This window comes from Mannheimia sp. E30BD, from assembly GCF_041807785.1.
Lineage (GTDB): Bacteria > Pseudomonadota > Gammaproteobacteria > Enterobacterales > Pasteurellaceae > Mannheimia.
In genome coordinates this window covers 1-16,660 of sequence record NZ_JBGTYX010000010.1, presented here as the reverse complement: position 1 = coordinate 16,660, position 16,660 = coordinate 1, and the positions used below count along the sequence as shown (strand labels likewise).

General features: G+C 38.5%; 14 protein-coding genes, 1 tRNA gene and 2 pseudogenes. 9 read left to right on the top strand and 8 right to left on the bottom strand.

Annotated elements, in window-relative coordinates; translation table 11 throughout:
- Nucleotides 1-42 precede the first annotated feature (42 nt).
- From ACERCG_RS07405 to ACERCG_RS07385, 5 genes and pseudogenes are all read left to right on the top strand, one after another.
- Nucleotides 43-1,962: a DNA topoisomerase III gene (locus ACERCG_RS07405; protein WP_373611402.1), complete on the top strand. Its 1,920-nt coding sequence runs from the start codon at nucleotides 43-45 to the stop codon at nucleotides 1,960-1,962.
- 105 nt (nucleotides 1,963-2,067) lie between these two features.
- Nucleotides 2,068-2,394, top strand: a complete 327-nt coding sequence (secG, locus tag ACERCG_RS07400; protein WP_373611401.1) for a preprotein translocase subunit SecG — start codon at nucleotides 2,068-2,070, stop codon at nucleotides 2,392-2,394.
- Between the two features lie 19 nt (nucleotides 2,395-2,413).
- Nucleotides 2,414-2,499, top strand: a tRNA-Leu gene (locus tag ACERCG_RS07395).
- A 237-nt stretch (nucleotides 2,500-2,736) separates the two neighbouring features.
- A pseudogene (locus ACERCG_RS07390) lies at nucleotides 2,737-3,724 on the top strand (site-specific integrase).
- A gap of 278 nt (nucleotides 3,725-4,002) precedes the next feature.
- Nucleotides 4,003-4,182 carry a ribbon-helix-helix protein, CopG family gene (locus ACERCG_RS07385; RefSeq protein ID WP_373611400.1) on the top strand — a complete coding sequence of 60 codons (180 nt, stop codon included), beginning with the start codon at nucleotides 4,003-4,005 and terminating at the stop codon, nucleotides 4,180-4,182.
- Nucleotides 4,183-5,091: 909 nt separating this feature from the next.
- Here ACERCG_RS07385 and gap read toward each other — a convergent pair.
- A complete protein-coding gene (gene gap / locus ACERCG_RS07380; RefSeq protein WP_373611399.1) occupies nucleotides 5,092-6,096 on the bottom strand; it encodes a type I glyceraldehyde-3-phosphate dehydrogenase in 1,005 nt (334 codons plus the stop codon).
- A gap of 222 nt (nucleotides 6,097-6,318) precedes the next feature.
- Between gap and msrB the strand changes: the two genes are divergently transcribed.
- From msrB to cls, 3 genes are all read left to right on the top strand, one after another.
- Entirely contained in the window at nucleotides 6,319-6,714 is a 396-nt protein-coding gene (gene msrB / locus ACERCG_RS07375; RefSeq protein WP_373611397.1) for a peptide-methionine (R)-S-oxide reductase MsrB, read from the top strand.
- A gap of 86 nt (nucleotides 6,715-6,800) precedes the next feature.
- On the top strand, nucleotides 6,801-7,655 hold the full coding sequence (locus ACERCG_RS07370; protein ID WP_373611396.1) for an endonuclease/exonuclease/phosphatase family protein: 855 nt from the start codon (nucleotides 6,801-6,803) through the stop codon (nucleotides 7,653-7,655).
- 29 nt (nucleotides 7,656-7,684) lie between these two features.
- Entirely contained in the window at nucleotides 7,685-9,166 is a 1,482-nt protein-coding gene (gene cls, locus ACERCG_RS07365; protein ID WP_373611395.1) for a cardiolipin synthase, read from the top strand.
- Between the two features lie 74 nt (nucleotides 9,167-9,240).
- Here the strand turns inward: cls and ACERCG_RS07360 are convergent, their stop codons facing one another.
- Both ACERCG_RS07360 and uvrA read right to left on the bottom strand, forming a co-directional pair.
- Nucleotides 9,241-10,266 carry a virulence RhuM family protein gene (locus tag ACERCG_RS07360; RefSeq protein ID WP_373611394.1) on the bottom strand — a complete coding sequence of 342 codons (1,026 nt, stop codon included), beginning with the start codon at nucleotides 10,264-10,266 and terminating at the stop codon, nucleotides 9,241-9,243.
- A 184-nt stretch (nucleotides 10,267-10,450) separates the two neighbouring features.
- Nucleotides 10,451-13,279, bottom strand: coding sequence for an excinuclease ABC subunit UvrA (gene uvrA / locus ACERCG_RS07355; protein ID WP_373611393.1), 2,829 nt, complete (start codon nucleotides 13,277-13,279; stop codon nucleotides 10,451-10,453).
- A gap of 158 nt (nucleotides 13,280-13,437) precedes the next feature.
- Here uvrA and ACERCG_RS07350 point away from each other — a divergent pair, with 158 nt between their 5' ends.
- A complete protein-coding gene (locus tag ACERCG_RS07350; RefSeq protein WP_006253491.1) occupies nucleotides 13,438-13,953 on the top strand; it encodes a single-stranded DNA-binding protein in 516 nt (171 codons plus the stop codon).
- A gap of 136 nt (nucleotides 13,954-14,089) precedes the next feature.
- On the opposite strand, the pseudogene ACERCG_RS07345 reads toward ACERCG_RS07350, so the two are convergent.
- The 5 genes and pseudogenes from ACERCG_RS07345 to ACERCG_RS07325 all read right to left on the bottom strand — a co-directional run.
- Nucleotides 14,090-14,267 (bottom strand): annotated as a pseudogene (locus tag ACERCG_RS07345) (IS481 family transposase); the annotation flags it as partial.
- Nucleotides 14,263-14,577 (bottom strand): hypothetical protein, encoded by a 315-nt coding sequence (locus ACERCG_RS07340; protein WP_373611392.1) that lies wholly within the window; start codon nucleotides 14,575-14,577, stop codon nucleotides 14,263-14,265. The pseudogene ACERCG_RS07345 and the gene ACERCG_RS07340, both read right to left, overlap by 5 nt.
- 59 nt (nucleotides 14,578-14,636) lie before the next feature.
- Complete coding sequence (locus ACERCG_RS07335; RefSeq protein WP_373611391.1) at nucleotides 14,637-15,335, bottom strand: hemagglutinin repeat-containing protein; 699 nt, start codon at nucleotides 15,333-15,335, stop codon at nucleotides 14,637-14,639.
- A gap of 468 nt (nucleotides 15,336-15,803) precedes the next feature.
- Entirely contained in the window at nucleotides 15,804-16,046 is a 243-nt protein-coding gene (locus tag ACERCG_RS07330; protein ID WP_373611390.1) for a hypothetical protein, read from the bottom strand.
- Between the two features lie 150 nt (nucleotides 16,047-16,196).
- The gene (locus tag ACERCG_RS07325; RefSeq protein ID WP_373611389.1) at nucleotides 16,197-16,382 is read right to left on the bottom strand and encodes a filamentous hemagglutinin; all 186 of its coding nucleotides are present in this window, start codon (nucleotides 16,380-16,382) and stop codon (nucleotides 16,197-16,199) included.
- Nucleotides 16,383-16,660 lie beyond the last annotated feature (278 nt).

The window sequence follows — 16,660 nt, the reverse complement described above, 5'->3', positions numbered from 1 at the left end:
CCGCTTTTACAAGCGGTTAAATTTCTTCAAAAATTTACCATTATGCGTTTATTTGTAGCTGAAAAACCAAGTCTCGCCCGAGCCATTGCTGATGTACTACCCAAACCTCATACCAGAGGTGATGGCTTTATTCAATGTGGAGAACACGACACTGTAACTTGGTGTATCGGTCATCTATTAGAGCAAGCCGAGCCTGATGCCTATGACGAACGCTTTAAAATGTGGCGAATGGAACACCTCCCTATTGTGCCTGAGCAATGGAAACTCATTCCTAAAAAAGAAACCCTAAAGCAATTTAAAGTGGTCGAAAGGTTGATCAAAAAAGCGGATATTTTAGTAAACGCAGGCGACCCTGATCGTGAAGGACAACTTTTAGTTGATGAAGTGTTTGGTTATCTCAACTTATCGCCTGAACGTAAAAGTCAAATTCAGCGTTGTTTGGTTAGCGATCTCAATCCAACTGCGGTAAACCGTGCGATTGAAAAATTGCAAAAAAATAGTGATTTTATACCGCTTGCAACCTCTGCCCTTGCTCGAGCTAGAGCCGATTGGCTTTACGGCATTAATATGACAAGAGCCTACACCCTACAAGGGCGTTGGGCTGGCTACAAAGGCGTGCTGTCTGTTGGGCGAGTTCAAACCCCTGTGCTTGGCTTAATCGTTCGCCGAGATCTGGAGATCGAAAACTTTATTCCAAAAGATTATTTTGAAGTATTCGCTCATATTCTTGTGCCTGAAACGCAAGAAAAATTTAAAGCCCAATGGCAACCAAGTAAGGCCTGTGAAGATTATCAAGATGAAGATGGTCGAGTTTTATCTCGTCCACTGGCAGAAAATGTGGTAAAACGCATTACCAATCAACCTGCAAATGTAACCGACTATCAAGATAAAATTGAAAAGGAAACTGCTCCACTTCCCTACTCGCTTTCTGTTTTACAGATGGAAGCAGCTGGGAAATATGGACTTTCCGCACAAGCGATACTCGATATTTGCCAAAAACTCTATGAAACGCATAAGCTGATCACTTACCCTCGTTCTGATAATCGCTATTTACCAACCGAGCATTTTAACGATCGATTCAAAGTGATGGCGGCTATCGCTCATCATTTGCCTGAGTATCAAGAAAAACCTGAGGTGGTTGATCCTAACCACCGAAATCGTTGCTGGAATGATAAAGAGGTGGAAGCCCACCACGCTATTATTCCAACAGCCAGACAAGGCACTGTGCATTTGACTGAAAATGAAAAGCGAATTTATCTGCTTATCGCTCGTCAATATTTAATGCAATTCTGCCCTGATGCAGAATATCGCAAAAGTAAAATTGATCTTAAAATTGCAGGCGGAAAATTTACCGCACAAGCTCGCAACTTAGCGGTTGCTGGTTGGAAAGCCTTACTGGGTAAAGAAGATAATTTTGATGATGCAGAACCGCTACTCCCTATCGTAAAAAAAGGGCAAGTTTTACATTGCGAGAATGGCGAAATTGTGAGTAAAAAAACGCAGCCACCTCGTCATTTTACCGATCGTAGCCTACTTTCTGCAATGACAGGCATTGCCCGTTTTGTACAAGATAAAGAATTGAAAAAAGTGTTAAGAGAAACCGATGGCTTAGGCACAGAAGCGACCCGTGCAGGCATTATCGAATTACTGTTTAAGCGAGGCTTCTTAATCCGCAAGGGTAAAAACATTCATAGTACCGAAGCAGGCAGAACACTCATTCACGCCTTGCCCGATTCTGTAACACAACCTGATATGACAGCTCATTGGGAAATGCAGCTCAATCAAATCAGTAAAAAAGAGGCAAGTTATCAGCAATTTATGCTTGAGCTAAACCAGCAGCTACCTCATTTATTACAAAGCCCAAACCGCCAAGTTTTGCAAAATTTAGCGAAAATCACACCGCTTGCAACTAAGCCTAAGCGGCAATATGCGAAAAAGAAAGCACTAACTGCTGAAAATTAAATCAAGCGTTTAAAAATCAGCGTTTGCCTCTTGTCAAATGGGCGTAAATTCTATATTATTCACGCCATTGCAAATTTAGCATAAAGAATAAATAGAGAATAAATAATGTTAATTAACGTACTAACCATTGTTTATCTTGTTGTTGCAATTTTATTAATTTCATTTGTACTAATGCAACAAGGTAAAGGTGCTGATGCAGGTGCTTCTTTCGGGGCTGGTGCTTCAGCAACTGTTTTTGGTTCAGCTGGTTCAGCAAACTTCTTATCAAGAACAACCGCTTTATTAGCAACAATCTTCTTCGCAATTAGCTTAGTAATTGGCAACTTAAGTTCACATACGAAAGCACCAACAAGCCAATTTGAAGACTTAAGTGGTGTTGAACAAAAACAAGTAGAACCTGTAAAAACAGAAAATAGCGATATCCCTCAATAATCGCAAATAAAAAATAAAAGCTCTGGTGGTGGAATTGGTAGACACGCCATCTTGAGGGGGTGGTGGGCGTGGCCCGTGCGAGTTCAAGTCTCGCCCAGAGCACCAATACTTTAAAAGTAGGTTTCCCCAAAATCTGCTTTTACTACAAATAAAATATAAAAAACCTCAAATAAAACAATCCCTTACAATTTTTTCACTATGCCCCAAATGTGAAAAATCTCTCCCCAAGTTACCCAATTTAATATGAAAATTGGGTATTTGCTGATCGTTTATGATCTCTATTAACATTCCTTTGCACACACATTGCACACAAAAATGCACAAATCAAAAGGAATGCACACTATGGCAACAATTATTAAAAATGGTAAAAAATGGAGAGCTCAAGTTCGTAAAAAAGGCGTAACTAAAAGCAAAACTTTCTTAACACGAAATGAGGCTGTCAAATGGTCTCAATGGCTCGAAAGCCAAATTGATGCCGGAGAGTATAACACTATCCCATCAATTACTTTTTCAGACCTCATTGATAAATACCTCAAAGAGGAAATAATCTTGAAAGGCGGTGCAAGAGAAGAGCGCTATCGGCTCTTACGGGTAAGTCGCTCTTTCTTAGGTGACATACTACTACCCGATTTAAGCAAAGAGCATTTTAAACCAGAGATTGCAAGAAGCACAACCTAACTCCGTTATGCGTGAACGTACCTCTTTATCTGCTGTTTTGAGTAAAGCTATTGAGTGGGATTATCTAAAAACAACCCCGCTATTAACGCTTGAGAAACCAAAAACTCCACCACCTAGAACACGGAGATATTCTGACGAGGAAATTGAACAAATCGTACTTGTTTCTGGTTATGATGAACGTTATCAACCAATGACGATACAAAATCGTGTTGGTGCAATGTTCTTATTTGCGATCGAAACTGCTATGAGAGCCGGTGAAATTGAGACGCTTACTTGGGAAAACATAAATTTTGAAAAAAGAACGGCTTTTTTACCGAAGACAAAAAATGGTCACCCTAGAACTGTGCCATTATCATTAAAGGCGATGAAAATTATTCAGCATTTGTCTTTTTTCAAGTCTGAAAATGACCCAACTGTTTTTCAGGTAAAAACTCAAAGTTTGGAAAGCACCTTTAGAGAGTTAAAGAAAAGGGCAAACCTCCACAACGCTGATCTGCATTTTCACGACACACGGCGAGAGGCACTCACACGTTTGTCTAAATATCTCACGGTAATGGAGCTTGCCAAAGTATCAGGGCATAGGGATTTAAGCATTTTACAAAATACCTATTACAACCCTGATATTTCAGAGCTTGTGAAAAAATTGCAATAAAATAAAAGCCGATAAATAGTAAAATTTATCGGCTTTTTTGTATTTATTAGTTGAAATATAGGATATCCTATATTATAATAATCTCACTTTCAAGGGATAGCTTGAAAGTGAGTGTAAGGCTTAAACCTTACAAAATGAAGAAGGATAAGAAAATGTTTAAATACATTATCCTAGTTATCTTCCTGTTAATGTTCAGCTTGCCGGCTTATTAACTTGAAGTAACTCGCTGGGGGTGAAAGCTCCCAGCTCTTCAAACGAATTTATAATAGGGTTTAATTATGGTAATGTCAAGAAATGAAATTCAGGCTAAAAGCGAAGCCAAAAGAGGAATAAAGCAAAAATCCTTTAAACTGCCCCTCGATGTGATCGCAGAAATCGAAACACTTAGCCAAAAACTCAACATTCCACAAAATCAGCTAATTATTCAGGCTGTTCAACAATTCAAACAAAGTCAGTAAAAATAAAGGCGTATTTAATACGCCTTTATCTACTTATTCTTTAGGTCTTGGAAAAACAAAATCCAATGATTTCCCACTATTACCTAGCTCAAATGTTACTTTTATGCAATCTTCTTGCGTGCCGTCCCAAGATTGAATATTGCACCAATTATTCCCCAAAAATTATCTTTGCTACTCTCCATTATTTCACTTTCCATCTTAAACAAAACTGTACTACTTCCTTCTTCGCCCCCCTGCCCTTGCCTCGTAAGCCGTCAAGGGCAATCGGTTTCGGAAAATGTGGACTAGATACCACACTTCGGCTGGTGTGTTCTTTAGTGTAGCCGAACCTTAAGCCGTTGATGAGAATTAAGGCCTTTTTTGCCCTTTAACCACTACCAAAACCGCTAATATTTCCCCTCTAAAAGTAGCTAACAGTGGGTAAAAATCAAAGTTACCCACTTAACCCACTTGCTTCCCACTACTTACAAAGCCTTATATATCAAGGTTTCCAACAAATCAGTGGGTAAAGTGGGTTAAATTTCAAAAAGTTTTAAATTTTTTCTTTTATTCAAAAATAAAATTTCTCAAGAACTAATTTTTAGCTACGGCGATAGCTCGAAATATCTGTCTATAAAACAACCTAATTAATAAGGCACTTTGGATTTTAGTTATATCCTGAAAAATCAAATTAGAAAGAAACCTTATTTATCAATACTTAAAGCTATAAAATTCAGATCTCGCACAGGAACCGGCTAAAAAGCCTTAAATAATAAAATTCAAGGCTTTTCTTTTCCCAAATACATATTTATTCCTTCAATTTATATAGCTATCTTCCCTTGATACTTGATAAAGTCTTATCTTCTATAATAAATAAAACAAAAGGACCAAGTCTTCCAACTTGATCCTTTAAATTGATTAAATTAGCAATTAGCCTTTGTAGTCATAAACGTGAGCTACTAAGTCTAATACTTTGTTTGAGTAACCAGTTTCGTTATCGTACCAAGATACTAATTTAACGAATGTATCTGTTAATGCGATACCTGCAGCTGCGTCAAATACAGAAGTTTCTTTTGCACCGTTGAAGTCTGTTGAAACTACTGCATCTTCTGTGTAGCCTAAAACACCTTTCATTTCGTTTTCTGAAGCACGTTTAATTTCAGCACAGATTTCAGCATAAGTTGCTGGTTTTTCTAAGTTTACTGTTAAATCTACAACAGAAACGTTAGCTGTAGGAACACGGAAAGCCATACCAGTTAATTTACCGTTTAATGCTGGTAATACTTTGCCTACTGCTTTCGCTGCACCTGTTGATGAAGGAATGATGTTTTGTGATGCACCACGACCACCACGCCAGTCTTTCGCTGATGGGCCATCTACTGTTTTTTGTGTTGCAGTAGTTGCGTGAACTGTAGTCATTAAGCCTTCTTTAATACCAAATTTGTTGTGAATCACTTTCGCTAATGGAGCTAAGCAGTTTGTAGTACAAGAAGCGTTAGAAACGATGTCTTGACCTGCATAAGCATCAAAGTTTACACCGTTTACGAACATAGGAGTTGCGTCTTTAGATGGACCTGTTAAAACAACTTTTTTCGCACCAGCTGTGATGTGTTTACGAGCAGTTTCATCATCTAAGAATAAGCCAGTTGCTTCAACTGCGATATCAACACCGATCTCGTCCCATTTTAAGTTAGCTGGATCACGCTCAGCAGTTACACGGATTGCTTTACCGTTTACTACTAATTGACCGTCTTTAACTTCAACAGTGCCGTCAAAACGACCGTGTGTTGAGTCATATTTAAGCATATATGCCATATAATCAACATCAATTAAGTCGTTAATACCCACAACTTCGATATCATCACGTTGTTGTGCAGCACGGAATACGATACGACCGATACGACCGAAGCCGTTAATACCAATTTTAATTGCCATAGATTTTTCTACCTATATTAAAGTTAAACAAAATTTGTTCTTTATGTACTACTAAAGATGTAGGAATTATAACACATCTTTTCACTTTCCTGACAAGCTAAAAAGAACTTGCTCAATATAACAGATAATTTTTTTGTGATCTATGTCAAATTTTGAAATTTATGGCGATTTATCACACAAAAAAAGCTACAATATTTCTATTTAATTTTAGGAGAAATATTAATGATTAAGCCGATTTCTGCTCTAACAGAAAAACAAGTTGAGATTTTAATAAATCACGGTACAGAACGCCCTTTCACAGGCAAATTTTTAAATGAAAACCGTGTGGGAGTTTATCGTTGTGCCAGATGTCATCACGAGCTTTTCCATTCTGATACTAAATTTGATGCAGGTTGTGGTTGGCCGAGTTTTTATGAAACAGTATCCGACACATCGTTACGCTATTTAGATGATTATAGCTTAGGTATGCATAGGACAGAGATCCGTTGCGGTAATTGTGATTCGCATATGGGACACGTTTTCCCTGATGGCCCACCACCAACAGGATTACGTTTTTGCCTAAATTCTGTGGCATTAAATTTTAAGTGGACTGAAACAGGTGAGGAAATAGACGGCTAAGGTTCGTGATACAAGCGGTTAATTCTGGATAAAAAATTTGCAAAAAATTATCCAAATTTAACCGCTTGTTTAACTGGCGATAAAATATGAAAAAACGCTTACTACTATTAATACTCACTTTATTAGGGAGTGCTTTATTTTTGAATTACAGAAGTCTAACCATTTACACGCCCCCCAAAGTTATTTTTCAAGATTATAAGAAAAGTATCTTTAAAGAAATGGAGTTTTCTTATTATTGGCACTGCTATCAAAATACTGGCGTTACACCTGCCCCGAATAAACATTTTCAGTTACTCAATTGGAATATTCATAAAGGCAAAGATCCAAGCTGGCAAGAAGATCTAAAAAAATTCGCTAAGAAAAAAGATTTTGTGCTATTACAAGAAGCCACTTCTGGGCAACAAATTTCAGACTTACTTTCACAATTTGAAAGTTCTTTGCATATTTTTGCTTTTCAGTACCAACAACAAAAATCAGGCATTCTCAATTTAAGTCGCTTAGATGCTGATCGTTATTGCTTAAATGGCTCTCAAGAGCCGCTGCTTAGACTACCTAAATTGATGTCTGCAATGCGTTTTCCATTTGAGAATGGCAAATCTTTGCTGGTCATTAATGTCCATTTAATTAATTTTGACTGGACGAGCCATAGCTATCAGAAGCAATTAGATGGTTTAAAAGAGCTTATTCAACAACATCAAGGTGCGGTCATTTTAGCGGGTGATTTTAATACTTGGAATGAAAAACGCAAAAAAAAGCTATTTGAATTAACTGATAAATTGCAACTAACCGAAGTGCAACTTAGCCTAGATGCTCGAACCAAAGCGTTCGGTTATCCGCTAGATTATATTTTTACAAGGGATATTATTGTGCATTCTGCAACAAGCTATGCCGTGAGAAGCTCCGACCACAATCCACTTGAACTCGATTTTTCACTAAAATAGTATTAAACCATTTTGATAAGGACTATCTTATGCCGTTTTCTTTTACTTGGAGTGGACTCTTACTCACCATTAACTTTCTGATTGTGCTGGTGTTCGCCACCAGAGTGTTATACACCCAGCGTAATATCGGTGCAGCAATTGCGTGGATCATTATTCTTTTCGTTTTACCTGTAGGCGGAATTGTTCTTTATCTGTTGATCGGCGAGCCTCGTGTCAGCAAACGTCGTCTTGCTCGAACAAAAAAAATGATTAAGTTCTACGATGAATTTGCAGAAGAATATTTCCCTAGTGAGCATTTTAATCCTGATGATCAAATTCCATCTGCTTTTCGTGGTATTGAACGAATGGCAGAGAAAACCACTCGCTTAGGTGCAAGTGCTAATAATAGTATGAAGTTGCTCAGTACCACAGAGGATATTTTGCATTCTATGATTGAGGATATTGAGCAAGCACAATACAGCTGCCTACTTGCCTTTTATATTGTAGAACCTGAAGGCAAAATTAATCCGCTGTTAGAAGCAATAAAAGCAGCTGCAGAACGTGGTGTGCATTGCGTGATTCTCGCTGATGATGTAGGAAGTGGACCTTTCTTCAAAAGTGAATGGCGAGCAAAGCTAGAGCAAGTCGGTGTATTTATTCAAACGTCCCTGCCTGTTGGGATTATGCAAACGATTTATGGACGTAATGATTTGCGTAACCACCGTAAAATTTTAGTGATTGACTACCAAATTGGTTATACGGGCAGTTTTAACTTAATCGATCCTGTTTTATTCAGGAACGATATTGGTATTGGTAGATGGTTTGATGTAATGATGCGTTGTACTGGCCCTATAGTGCTTGAAATGGCAGCGGTTCTTTATGCGGATATTGCTGTAGAAGATGATGAAAACTTACACAAAGTCAAAGATTTCTTAAATCAGCAGGCACAGAAACACAATGGCTTAACCCCTCCTAAAGCGGGCAATGTGATTGCACAGGTAATTCCTTCAGCTCCTGAGCAAGAAGAAAGCATTATTTATGAGACTATTTTATGTGCAATCCACCTTGCAACCAAACGTATCGTGATTACCACGCCATACTTTGTGCCAAATGAGCCTTTACTGTTAGCTCTGACTACTGCCGCACGCCGTGGGGTTGATGTTACCTTAATTTTGCCAAGAAAAAATGATTCCCGAATGGTGCATTATGCCTCAAGAGCTTATTTCCCGCTGTTACTCAAAAACAATGTAAAAATTGCTCGCTTCGATCAAGGTATGCTCCATACCAAAACATTGGTGGTTGATGATGAGTTCAGCCTCTTCGGCACGGTAAATATGGATATGCGAAGTTTCTTCCTAAATTTGGAAATCAGCCTCGCAATTTATGATAAAGAGATGACGAAAGAGATCGCTCAACTTCAGCAAAAATACTTAGCACAAAGTGAATTAATTACCCCGAAAGGCTGGCGTTATCGTATCAAATTGTGGGGATTAGTCGAAAACATTGTTAAATTGATGAGCCCACTACTCTAAAAAACTAAACACAAGCGGTCAAAATCAGGAAATTTTTTGAATTTCGACATATTGGACAAAATTCAAAAAATACTCTAAATATGACCGCTTGCATTATACTTACCAAGTTTCTCTTTTAGGAGTTTGTCAAAATCACTTTCAAAGGTTTTATCTTGAATGACTCGATATTTTTCAAACTCTGTTTCGGTATAGAGTTTTGCTTCATCAAAACTAATTTTTCCCTTACCCTCTAAGAGAGGCAAATCATCAGCATTTAAGAATATATCTAATCGTTTCGCCCAATCTTCCATTGTCATTGGAATTTGGCGTCTTGCCCTACGCTCTGCCAAATCCAAAAATGCGTTCACGATCGAACCTAAATCTTTTAGCTCATCATTATTTAAATAATTTTTGGCAACAGACACATCACTTTTTAAAATTTTCCCCTCTGGTGATTTCGCCCAAGTGGTTAATCCCATATTGGGCTTGCTACTATTAGCTCGTTCCATAATTAGCTCAGCAGCCGTATGCTGATGAATGGCATAATGTAACTTGTTTTGTACTGTAGCAAAAAAGGCTTTTGTTGTAGGTGCATTTTTATTGTAATCAACGGAGGTTGCATAAATATCGGTAATTTTCTGATAAAAACGGCGTTCAGAAAGGCGGATTTCTCGAATTTCTTCTAATAGCTGTTCAAAATAATCTTCTCCTAAAAAAGTCCCATTTTCCATACGCTTACGATCTAACACATATCCCTTTTGAGAAAACTCTCGCAAAATTTGTGTTGCCCATTGACGGAATTGAGTTGCACGGATGGAATTAACCCGATAACCCACTGAGATAACAGCATCAAGATTGTAATGTTTGGTGTTGTAATTTTTACCATCTGCGGCAGTTGCCGAGAAAATCTCGGTAACTGAAAAAGGATCTAATTCTCCTTCTTTAAAGATATTTTTGAGATGTAAAGATACATTATCGCTCGAACATTCAAACAGTTCAGCTATACGTTTCTGAGTAAGCCAAATTTCGCCATTTTCATATCGAACTTCAATACTCTGCTCACCTGTTTGATTGGTAAAAATCAAAAATTCAGCAGTGCTATTACGGATAAGTTTAGTCATTATTTTTCCTCGCAAAATTTTAATCAATTCTACTGTTTAGAATGCTCTTATCTAACAAGAAAATTAAAATTTTCGATGCAGTTCACAAAATTTCTAGATACGAATAACAAGCGGTCATATTTCTTCCAAATTTTGCAAATTGCAAAAAATTCTAAAAATATGACCGCTTGTAGCCTTATTGGAATTAGCCTTTAGCCAAGATCTCTTTTAAAAATCTTGCAGTGTGGGAGCGTTTATCTTTAGCCACTTGTTCTGGTGTGCCTGTAGCGATAATCTCACCACCGCCGCTGCCGCCTTCAGGTCCGAGATCGACAATCCAGTCTGCGGTTTTGATAACATCTAAATTATGTTCGATCACCACAATGGTATTGCCTTGATCACGCAGGCGGTGCAACACGCCAAGTAGCTGTTTGATATCAGCAAAGTGTAACCCTGTGGTTGGTTCGTCTAAAATGTACAGCGTTTTGCCTGTATCTCGTTTTGAAAGCTCGGTGGCAAGTTTCACACGTTGAGCTTCCCCGCCTGAAAGCGTAGTCGAAGACTGACCTAAACGGATATAAGATAATCCAACGTCCATCAAGGTTTGTAGCTTGCGAGCAATCATCGGCACAGGGGCAAAAAATTCTCTCGCTTCTTCTACTGTCATTTCTAGCACTTGATGAATAGTTTTGCCTTTGTAGCGAATTTCAAGAGTTTCACGGTTATAGCGTTTGCCTTTACAGTGATCGCAGGGCACATAAACATCAGGTAAGAAGTGCATTTCTACCTTAATCACGCCATCGCCTTGACAGGCTTCGCAACGTCCGCCACGCACGTTAAAACTAAAACGCCCTACATTATAGCCTCTTGCTCGAGCCTCTTGCGTACCTGCAAATAACTCACGAATTGGGGTAAATAACCCTGTGTAAGTGGCTGGATTGGAGCGAGGAGTTCGCCCGATTGGGCTTTGATCGATGTCGATCACCTTATCAAAGTGAGCCAAGCCATCTATAGATTCATAAGGGGCAACATCGCTATTTTCCGCACGGTTTAACGCATTTTGAGCCAGTGGGAATAAAGTATCGTTAATCAGCGTCGATTTACCCGAACCAGACACCCCCGTGATACAAGTAAACAAGCCAACAGGAATTTCCAACTTCACTTTTTTCAAGTTATTGCCACTTGCCCCTGAAAGGGTTAAAACTTTGGCAGGGTCGTAAGCAACACGCTGGCTTGGAATTTCAATTTTCTGTTTGCCTGAAAGGAATTGCCCTGTTACCGATTCTTCAATCTGCATAATTTCTTCGGCTGTACCTTGTGCAATTACTTGTCCGCCGTGAACTCCTGCTCCCGGCCCGATATCGACAATATGATCAGCGGCTCGAATAGCATCTTCGTCGTGTTCAACCACAATCACGGTGTTACCTAAGTTACGCAAATGAATGAGCGTATTCAGCAAACGTTCATTATCACGTTGATGTAAACCAATGGAAGGCTCATCTAACACATACATCACCCCCACTAAACCAGCCCCTATTTGACTGGCAAGACGGATACGTTGTGCCTCGCCCCCTGAAAGGGTTTCTGCCGAGCGAGAAAGCGAAAGATAGTTCAAGCCCACATTTACCAAGAATTGTAAACGCTCACGGATCTCTTTTAGAATTTTTTCTGCAATTTTCTCTCTTTGCCCTGATAATTTAATCTCCTCAAAGAAAGCCAACGCCTCACCAATGCTTTTTTCAGACACCATTGGCAAGTTCGTTTTATCAAGGAAAACATAGCGAGCTTCACGGCGTAAACGAGAGCCTTCACATTCCACGCAAGGGCGAGTGTTGATATATTTTGCCAATTCATCTCGCACCGAGTTAGATTCCGTTTCTTTATAACGGCGAGCCATATTATTCAACACGCCTTCAAAAGCGTGTTTACGTTTAACTTTATCGCCTCTGTCATTAACGTAAACAAACTCAATCTCTTCTTTCGTACCGTTTAGAATGAGGTTTTGATGTTTTTTCGATAACTGCCCAAATGGTGTTTCTAAATCAAAACCGTAATGTTCAGCAACCGCTTTAAGTAGCCCGAAGTAGTAAAAACTACGGCGATCCCAGCCTTTAATTGCCCCAGCGGCTAATGAAACATCATAGTTTTGCACCACTTTCTTTTCATCAAAAAACTGCTCCACCCCTAATCCATCACAACTAGGGCAAGCTCCAGCAGGGTTATTAAATGAAAATAGACGTGGCTCTAATTCTTGCAATGAATAGCCACAATGCGGACAAGCAAAGCTGGACGAAAACACAATTTCTTCCGCATTTGGATCGTCCATATCGGCAATGATTGCGGTTGAACCTGATAAATCTAATGCTGTTTCAAAGGATTCTGCTAAGCGAGTAGCGATATCGTTCCTTACTTTAAAGCGATCCACCACCACTTCTATCGTGTGTTTTTTCTGAAGTTCTAATGTTGGTGGATCGGATAAATCACAAATTTCGCCATCAATTCTGGCACGCAAATAACCACTAGCGGTCAAATTTTCCAATAATTTTACGTGTTCGCCTTTACGATTTTTGACCACAGGAGCAAGCAACATTAACCTTTTACCTTCAGGCTCTTCCAGCACTCTATCCACCATTTGCGAAATGGTTTGAGCGGCTAACGGCACATCGTGATCAGGGCAACGTGGTTCGCCCACACGAGCAAACAATAAACGCAGATAATCGTGGATTTCGGTTACCGTTCCCACCGTTGAGCGAGGATTGTGAGAAGTGGATTTCTGCTCGATCGAAATCGCAGGCGAAAGCCCTTCAATATGATCAACATCAGGCTTTTCCATTAAAGAAAGGAATTGGCGAGCATAGGCAGAAAGCGACTCTACATAACGGCGTTGCCCCTCTGCATAAAGCGTATCGAAAGCGAGAGAAGATTTTCCTGAGCCAGAAAGCCCAGTGATAACAATAAATTTATCTCTCGGTAAGATCAAATTGATGTTTTTTAGGTTGTGCGTTCTTGCACCACGAATATCAATATGTTGCATATTTCCTTTATCCAATTATGTCCAGCACTATTTTCTAAATTTTCGAGCATTATCGCATATTTTGATAAAACTGTACAAAATATCAGTTTTTCTATGTTCAATAAGTGAATTTTCAGGTAGAATACTCCCGATTTTGAAATAAAAACACAGAGGATTTTATGGCTGGTATCAATAAAGTAATTATCGTGGGGAACTTAGGTAACGACCCGGAAATGCGCACAATGCCAAATGGCGAAGCGGTTGCAAACATTAGTGTAGCAACTTCAGAAAGCTGGACAGATAAAAACACAGGCGAACGCCGTGAAGTAACAGAATGGCATAGAATTGTGTTCTATCGCCGCCAAGCAGAAGTTTGCGGTCAATACTTACGCAAAGGCTCACAAGTTTATGTAGAAGGTCGTTTAAAAACCCGTAAATGGCAAGACCAAAACGGACAAGATCGCTACACTACCGAAATTCAAGGCGATGTATTACAAATGTTAGGTAGCCGTCAAGGTAATGATATGGGCGGTCAGCAAGGCGGTTGGGGTAATTCAGCACCTGCGGGCAATAGTTATAATCAAGGCAACAGCAATTATGGTTACAACCAAACCCAAAGTGCTGCACCGCAATCTAAACCGGCACCACAGCCTGAGCCGGCAATGAACAATTTTGATGATGATATTCCGTTCTGAGATACGTATATATCTAAACTGTCAAAATAAATCATAGAATATCTAGGTAGAGCCTTGTAAAACAAGGCTCTTTCTTTTTGTAGAAGATCAAACCTAATCTGACAGTCCCCCGTTTAAAATTACCGTGTCTGTCAGATTAATTTGAGCTTAAATTCTTTTCCACCCAAATCCTTTTTCCATCAAGTAATGGTTGCCATCGGTGTTCTGCCACAGCACATTTTTCCTTGATGTGTTCGATGGTGATTATAATACATTAACCATTCATCTAAATCCGCTTGTAATGTCGTTAAATCCGTATAAATTTTCTTCCTAAACACCTTTGGCTAATTCAGGGTAGAAACGTACTAGTTTATCTCCACCATAAAATAAAGGTAAAGTTGCCATCCCTACGGCAAAAGATTTTGCTTGTCTTCCTTCATAAGATTGATTCCAAAATTGATCATCTGCAATTAAATACTTAGATAACGCACTATCATCTCTTTTTATTGTATTTGCAAAATCCCAATTATATAAACTTTCAACGGAAATACCGTACGATCTTACGATTTGGGATAATTCTACATTTAGATAATTCCGCTCCATATAACTTAAACCATTTGGATCTTTTTGATATTTTTGTATCAAATGATTGATATAAACGTCTTTTAATAGACGCTCCTTAACACCTCGCTTATCTTTTTCTGTTAAATAATCTTTTTCTTCGAATTCTTTATTTTTTGATAAACATATTCATCATCCTCTAATGATAATAAATTATTTTCTTTCACGTTAATGTTTGAACTTTCTTTAATATTAAAGCCCGATTGTTGAGCAACTTGAGCGTAATCCACTTTCGCTTTGTTTTGGCTAAATTGTGACGAAGTACTTGAACCGCTACCATAAATCGCCACCGAGCCACTCACCCCACCTTGGGTCTGTTTGCTGTCATATTTTTCTGTGTCTTGCACACTTTCAATATGCAGATTTTTCGTATCAAGTGCTAAGTGGTTGATATTAGCAACCGCACCTTTAAGCGTAGTCGTCTCTTTAGCTTTGATTTTTAGGCTGTCGCTGTTGATTTCGGTCTGGTTTTGAACCGTGGAATCACTGTTAGAATACCCTTTGCCGACATTTACTGCACCTTCCACGCCAAAGCCGGTAGAGCCTTGTGATTTACCCACAAACACGCCCACACTCCAACTGCTGCTTTTGTTGTCTGAGCGGTTGGTTTGGGTATCTGTTGTGCCAAGCGGTCTTTTTTCAGAAAAATTTTGCAAAATAGAAACAATATCCACCGAACTGGCAGAAACCGCTTTTGGCTTTCCGGCTGATTTGGCAAGTTCAGAAACCACAACGAATTGTTGAGTTGCCCTGTTGAAAATAACTTGATGGATTTTGTTCATATTTACTTTTCTAAAATTTGCAAAATACCTAACAAAACTAACCGCTTGTAAATTATATTAAATAGCACTAGCGTGAACGCTAGTACTATCGAGGGCTAACCTACTACAGTCCCATTATTTATTATATATATTTATGATAAACATAATATAATTTAGCCCTACTATAATGACTAACCATTCTTTTAAAGATGACTTTCTGTTTTTGGGTGTGTTCTCATAACACTCTATTATTTTTCCTCTTGATAAACTATTCCTATAACTTACCACTGCTGATATAGCTAAGACAATACTTCCAAAAAGTGTAGGCAAAGTTATTAATGCCACTTCAATAATTGAAAGTTTTTTAAATATAATTAATTCTCCTGCATATATAACATTTAGAATATTTCTTATAAGAAAAACCCCAAAAAACATAAATAGTAAGAAAATTATATAACAACGAAAAAACACAATAAAAAAATAACTTTATCATTTTTTATCTCCATTATGAATTATGATATTTTCAATGTTATATTCAATATATTTACCTAATGCGTTATCTATTGCATTTCCTACCCCAGTTGGAATTACATTTTCTGGTTTGTATCTTGTTAGGGCACCATTTAATCCAGCCGGCACCGTTTCAAATCCTCCCCCCGATGGTGCGAGCGTCCTCGCTCGTACCACAACAAGCGGTAGATTTACCGCTAAAGTTTGCAAAATACTTAACATAATTCACCGCTTGTAACTTATATTAAATAGCACTAGCTGTGGACCCTAGCGCTATCGGGGCTCCTGCCTAATAAATCTTTTATTTATACTAGCAATCTTCTCTTCTTTTACCGATTTAGCGACATAATTATTTAATAGGCACTTCATGATTTATCTTTTTCTACAGATAAATATTCCCTTACCTGTTCCAAACTTTTTATCATAAGCCTGTTGTTTATCACTCAAGTCAAGTGTTAATCGCTGATATTCAGGATGTTGAGCGATTTCTTTTTTCGTTTTACCCTCATTTCTCAAACGGGTTTCCACTTTGCCCAACGCCAGTTTCGCTTCCGTCACTTTTTCACGCTCACTATGCGTGTAAATCTGATAAGCCTTTTCTGCAATCTCGCCTATGCCCCGATGGTGCTAGCGTCCTCTCTCGTACCAAAATTTGCAAAATACTTAGCATAATTAACCACTTGTAACTTATAGTAAATAGCACTAGCGTGGAAGCTAGCGCTATCGTGGCTCGTATCTAAATTAATGATTGAGGTTGATATTCAAACTTTGTCTTTATTTCATTATTTTCAAACAACAAAATAAATTTAGTCCATTCACCACCCGTATGTTTAAAC

What these genes read in the sequence shown, in the direction of transcription:
- ACERCG_RS07405 (WP_373611402.1), top strand. Translation starts at nt 43, where the DNA reads ATGCGTTTATTTGTAGCTGAAAAACCAAGTCTCGCCCGAGCCATTGCT.
- secG (WP_373611401.1), top strand. Translation starts at nt 2,068, where the DNA reads ATGTTAATTAACGTACTAACCATTGTTTATCTTGTTGTTGCAATTTTA.
- ACERCG_RS07385 (WP_373611400.1), top strand. Translation starts at nt 4,003, where the DNA reads ATGGTAATGTCAAGAAATGAAATTCAGGCTAAAAGCGAAGCCAAAAGA.
- gap (WP_373611399.1), bottom strand. Translation starts at nt 6,096, where the DNA reads ATGGCAATTAAAATTGGTATTAACGGCTTCGGTCGTATCGGTCGTATC.
- msrB (WP_373611397.1), top strand. Translation starts at nt 6,319, where the DNA reads ATGATTAAGCCGATTTCTGCTCTAACAGAAAAACAAGTTGAGATTTTA.
- ACERCG_RS07370 (WP_373611396.1), top strand. Translation starts at nt 6,801, where the DNA reads ATGAAAAAACGCTTACTACTATTAATACTCACTTTATTAGGGAGTGCT.
- cls (WP_373611395.1), top strand. Translation starts at nt 7,685, where the DNA reads ATGCCGTTTTCTTTTACTTGGAGTGGACTCTTACTCACCATTAACTTT.
- ACERCG_RS07360 (WP_373611394.1), bottom strand. Translation starts at nt 10,266, where the DNA reads ATGACTAAACTTATCCGTAATAGCACTGCTGAATTTTTGATTTTTACC.
- uvrA (WP_373611393.1), bottom strand. Translation starts at nt 13,279, where the DNA reads ATGCAACATATTGATATTCGTGGTGCAAGAACGCACAACCTAAAAAAC.
- ACERCG_RS07350 (WP_006253491.1), top strand. Translation starts at nt 13,438, where the DNA reads ATGGCTGGTATCAATAAAGTAATTATCGTGGGGAACTTAGGTAACGAC.
- ACERCG_RS07335 (WP_373611391.1), bottom strand. Translation starts at nt 15,335, where the DNA reads ATGAACAAAATCCATCAAGTTATTTTCAACAGGGCAACTCAACAATTC.
- ACERCG_RS07330 (WP_373611390.1), bottom strand. Translation starts at nt 16,046, where the DNA reads ATGTTAAGTATTTTGCAAACTTTAGCGGTAAATCTACCGCTTGTTGTG.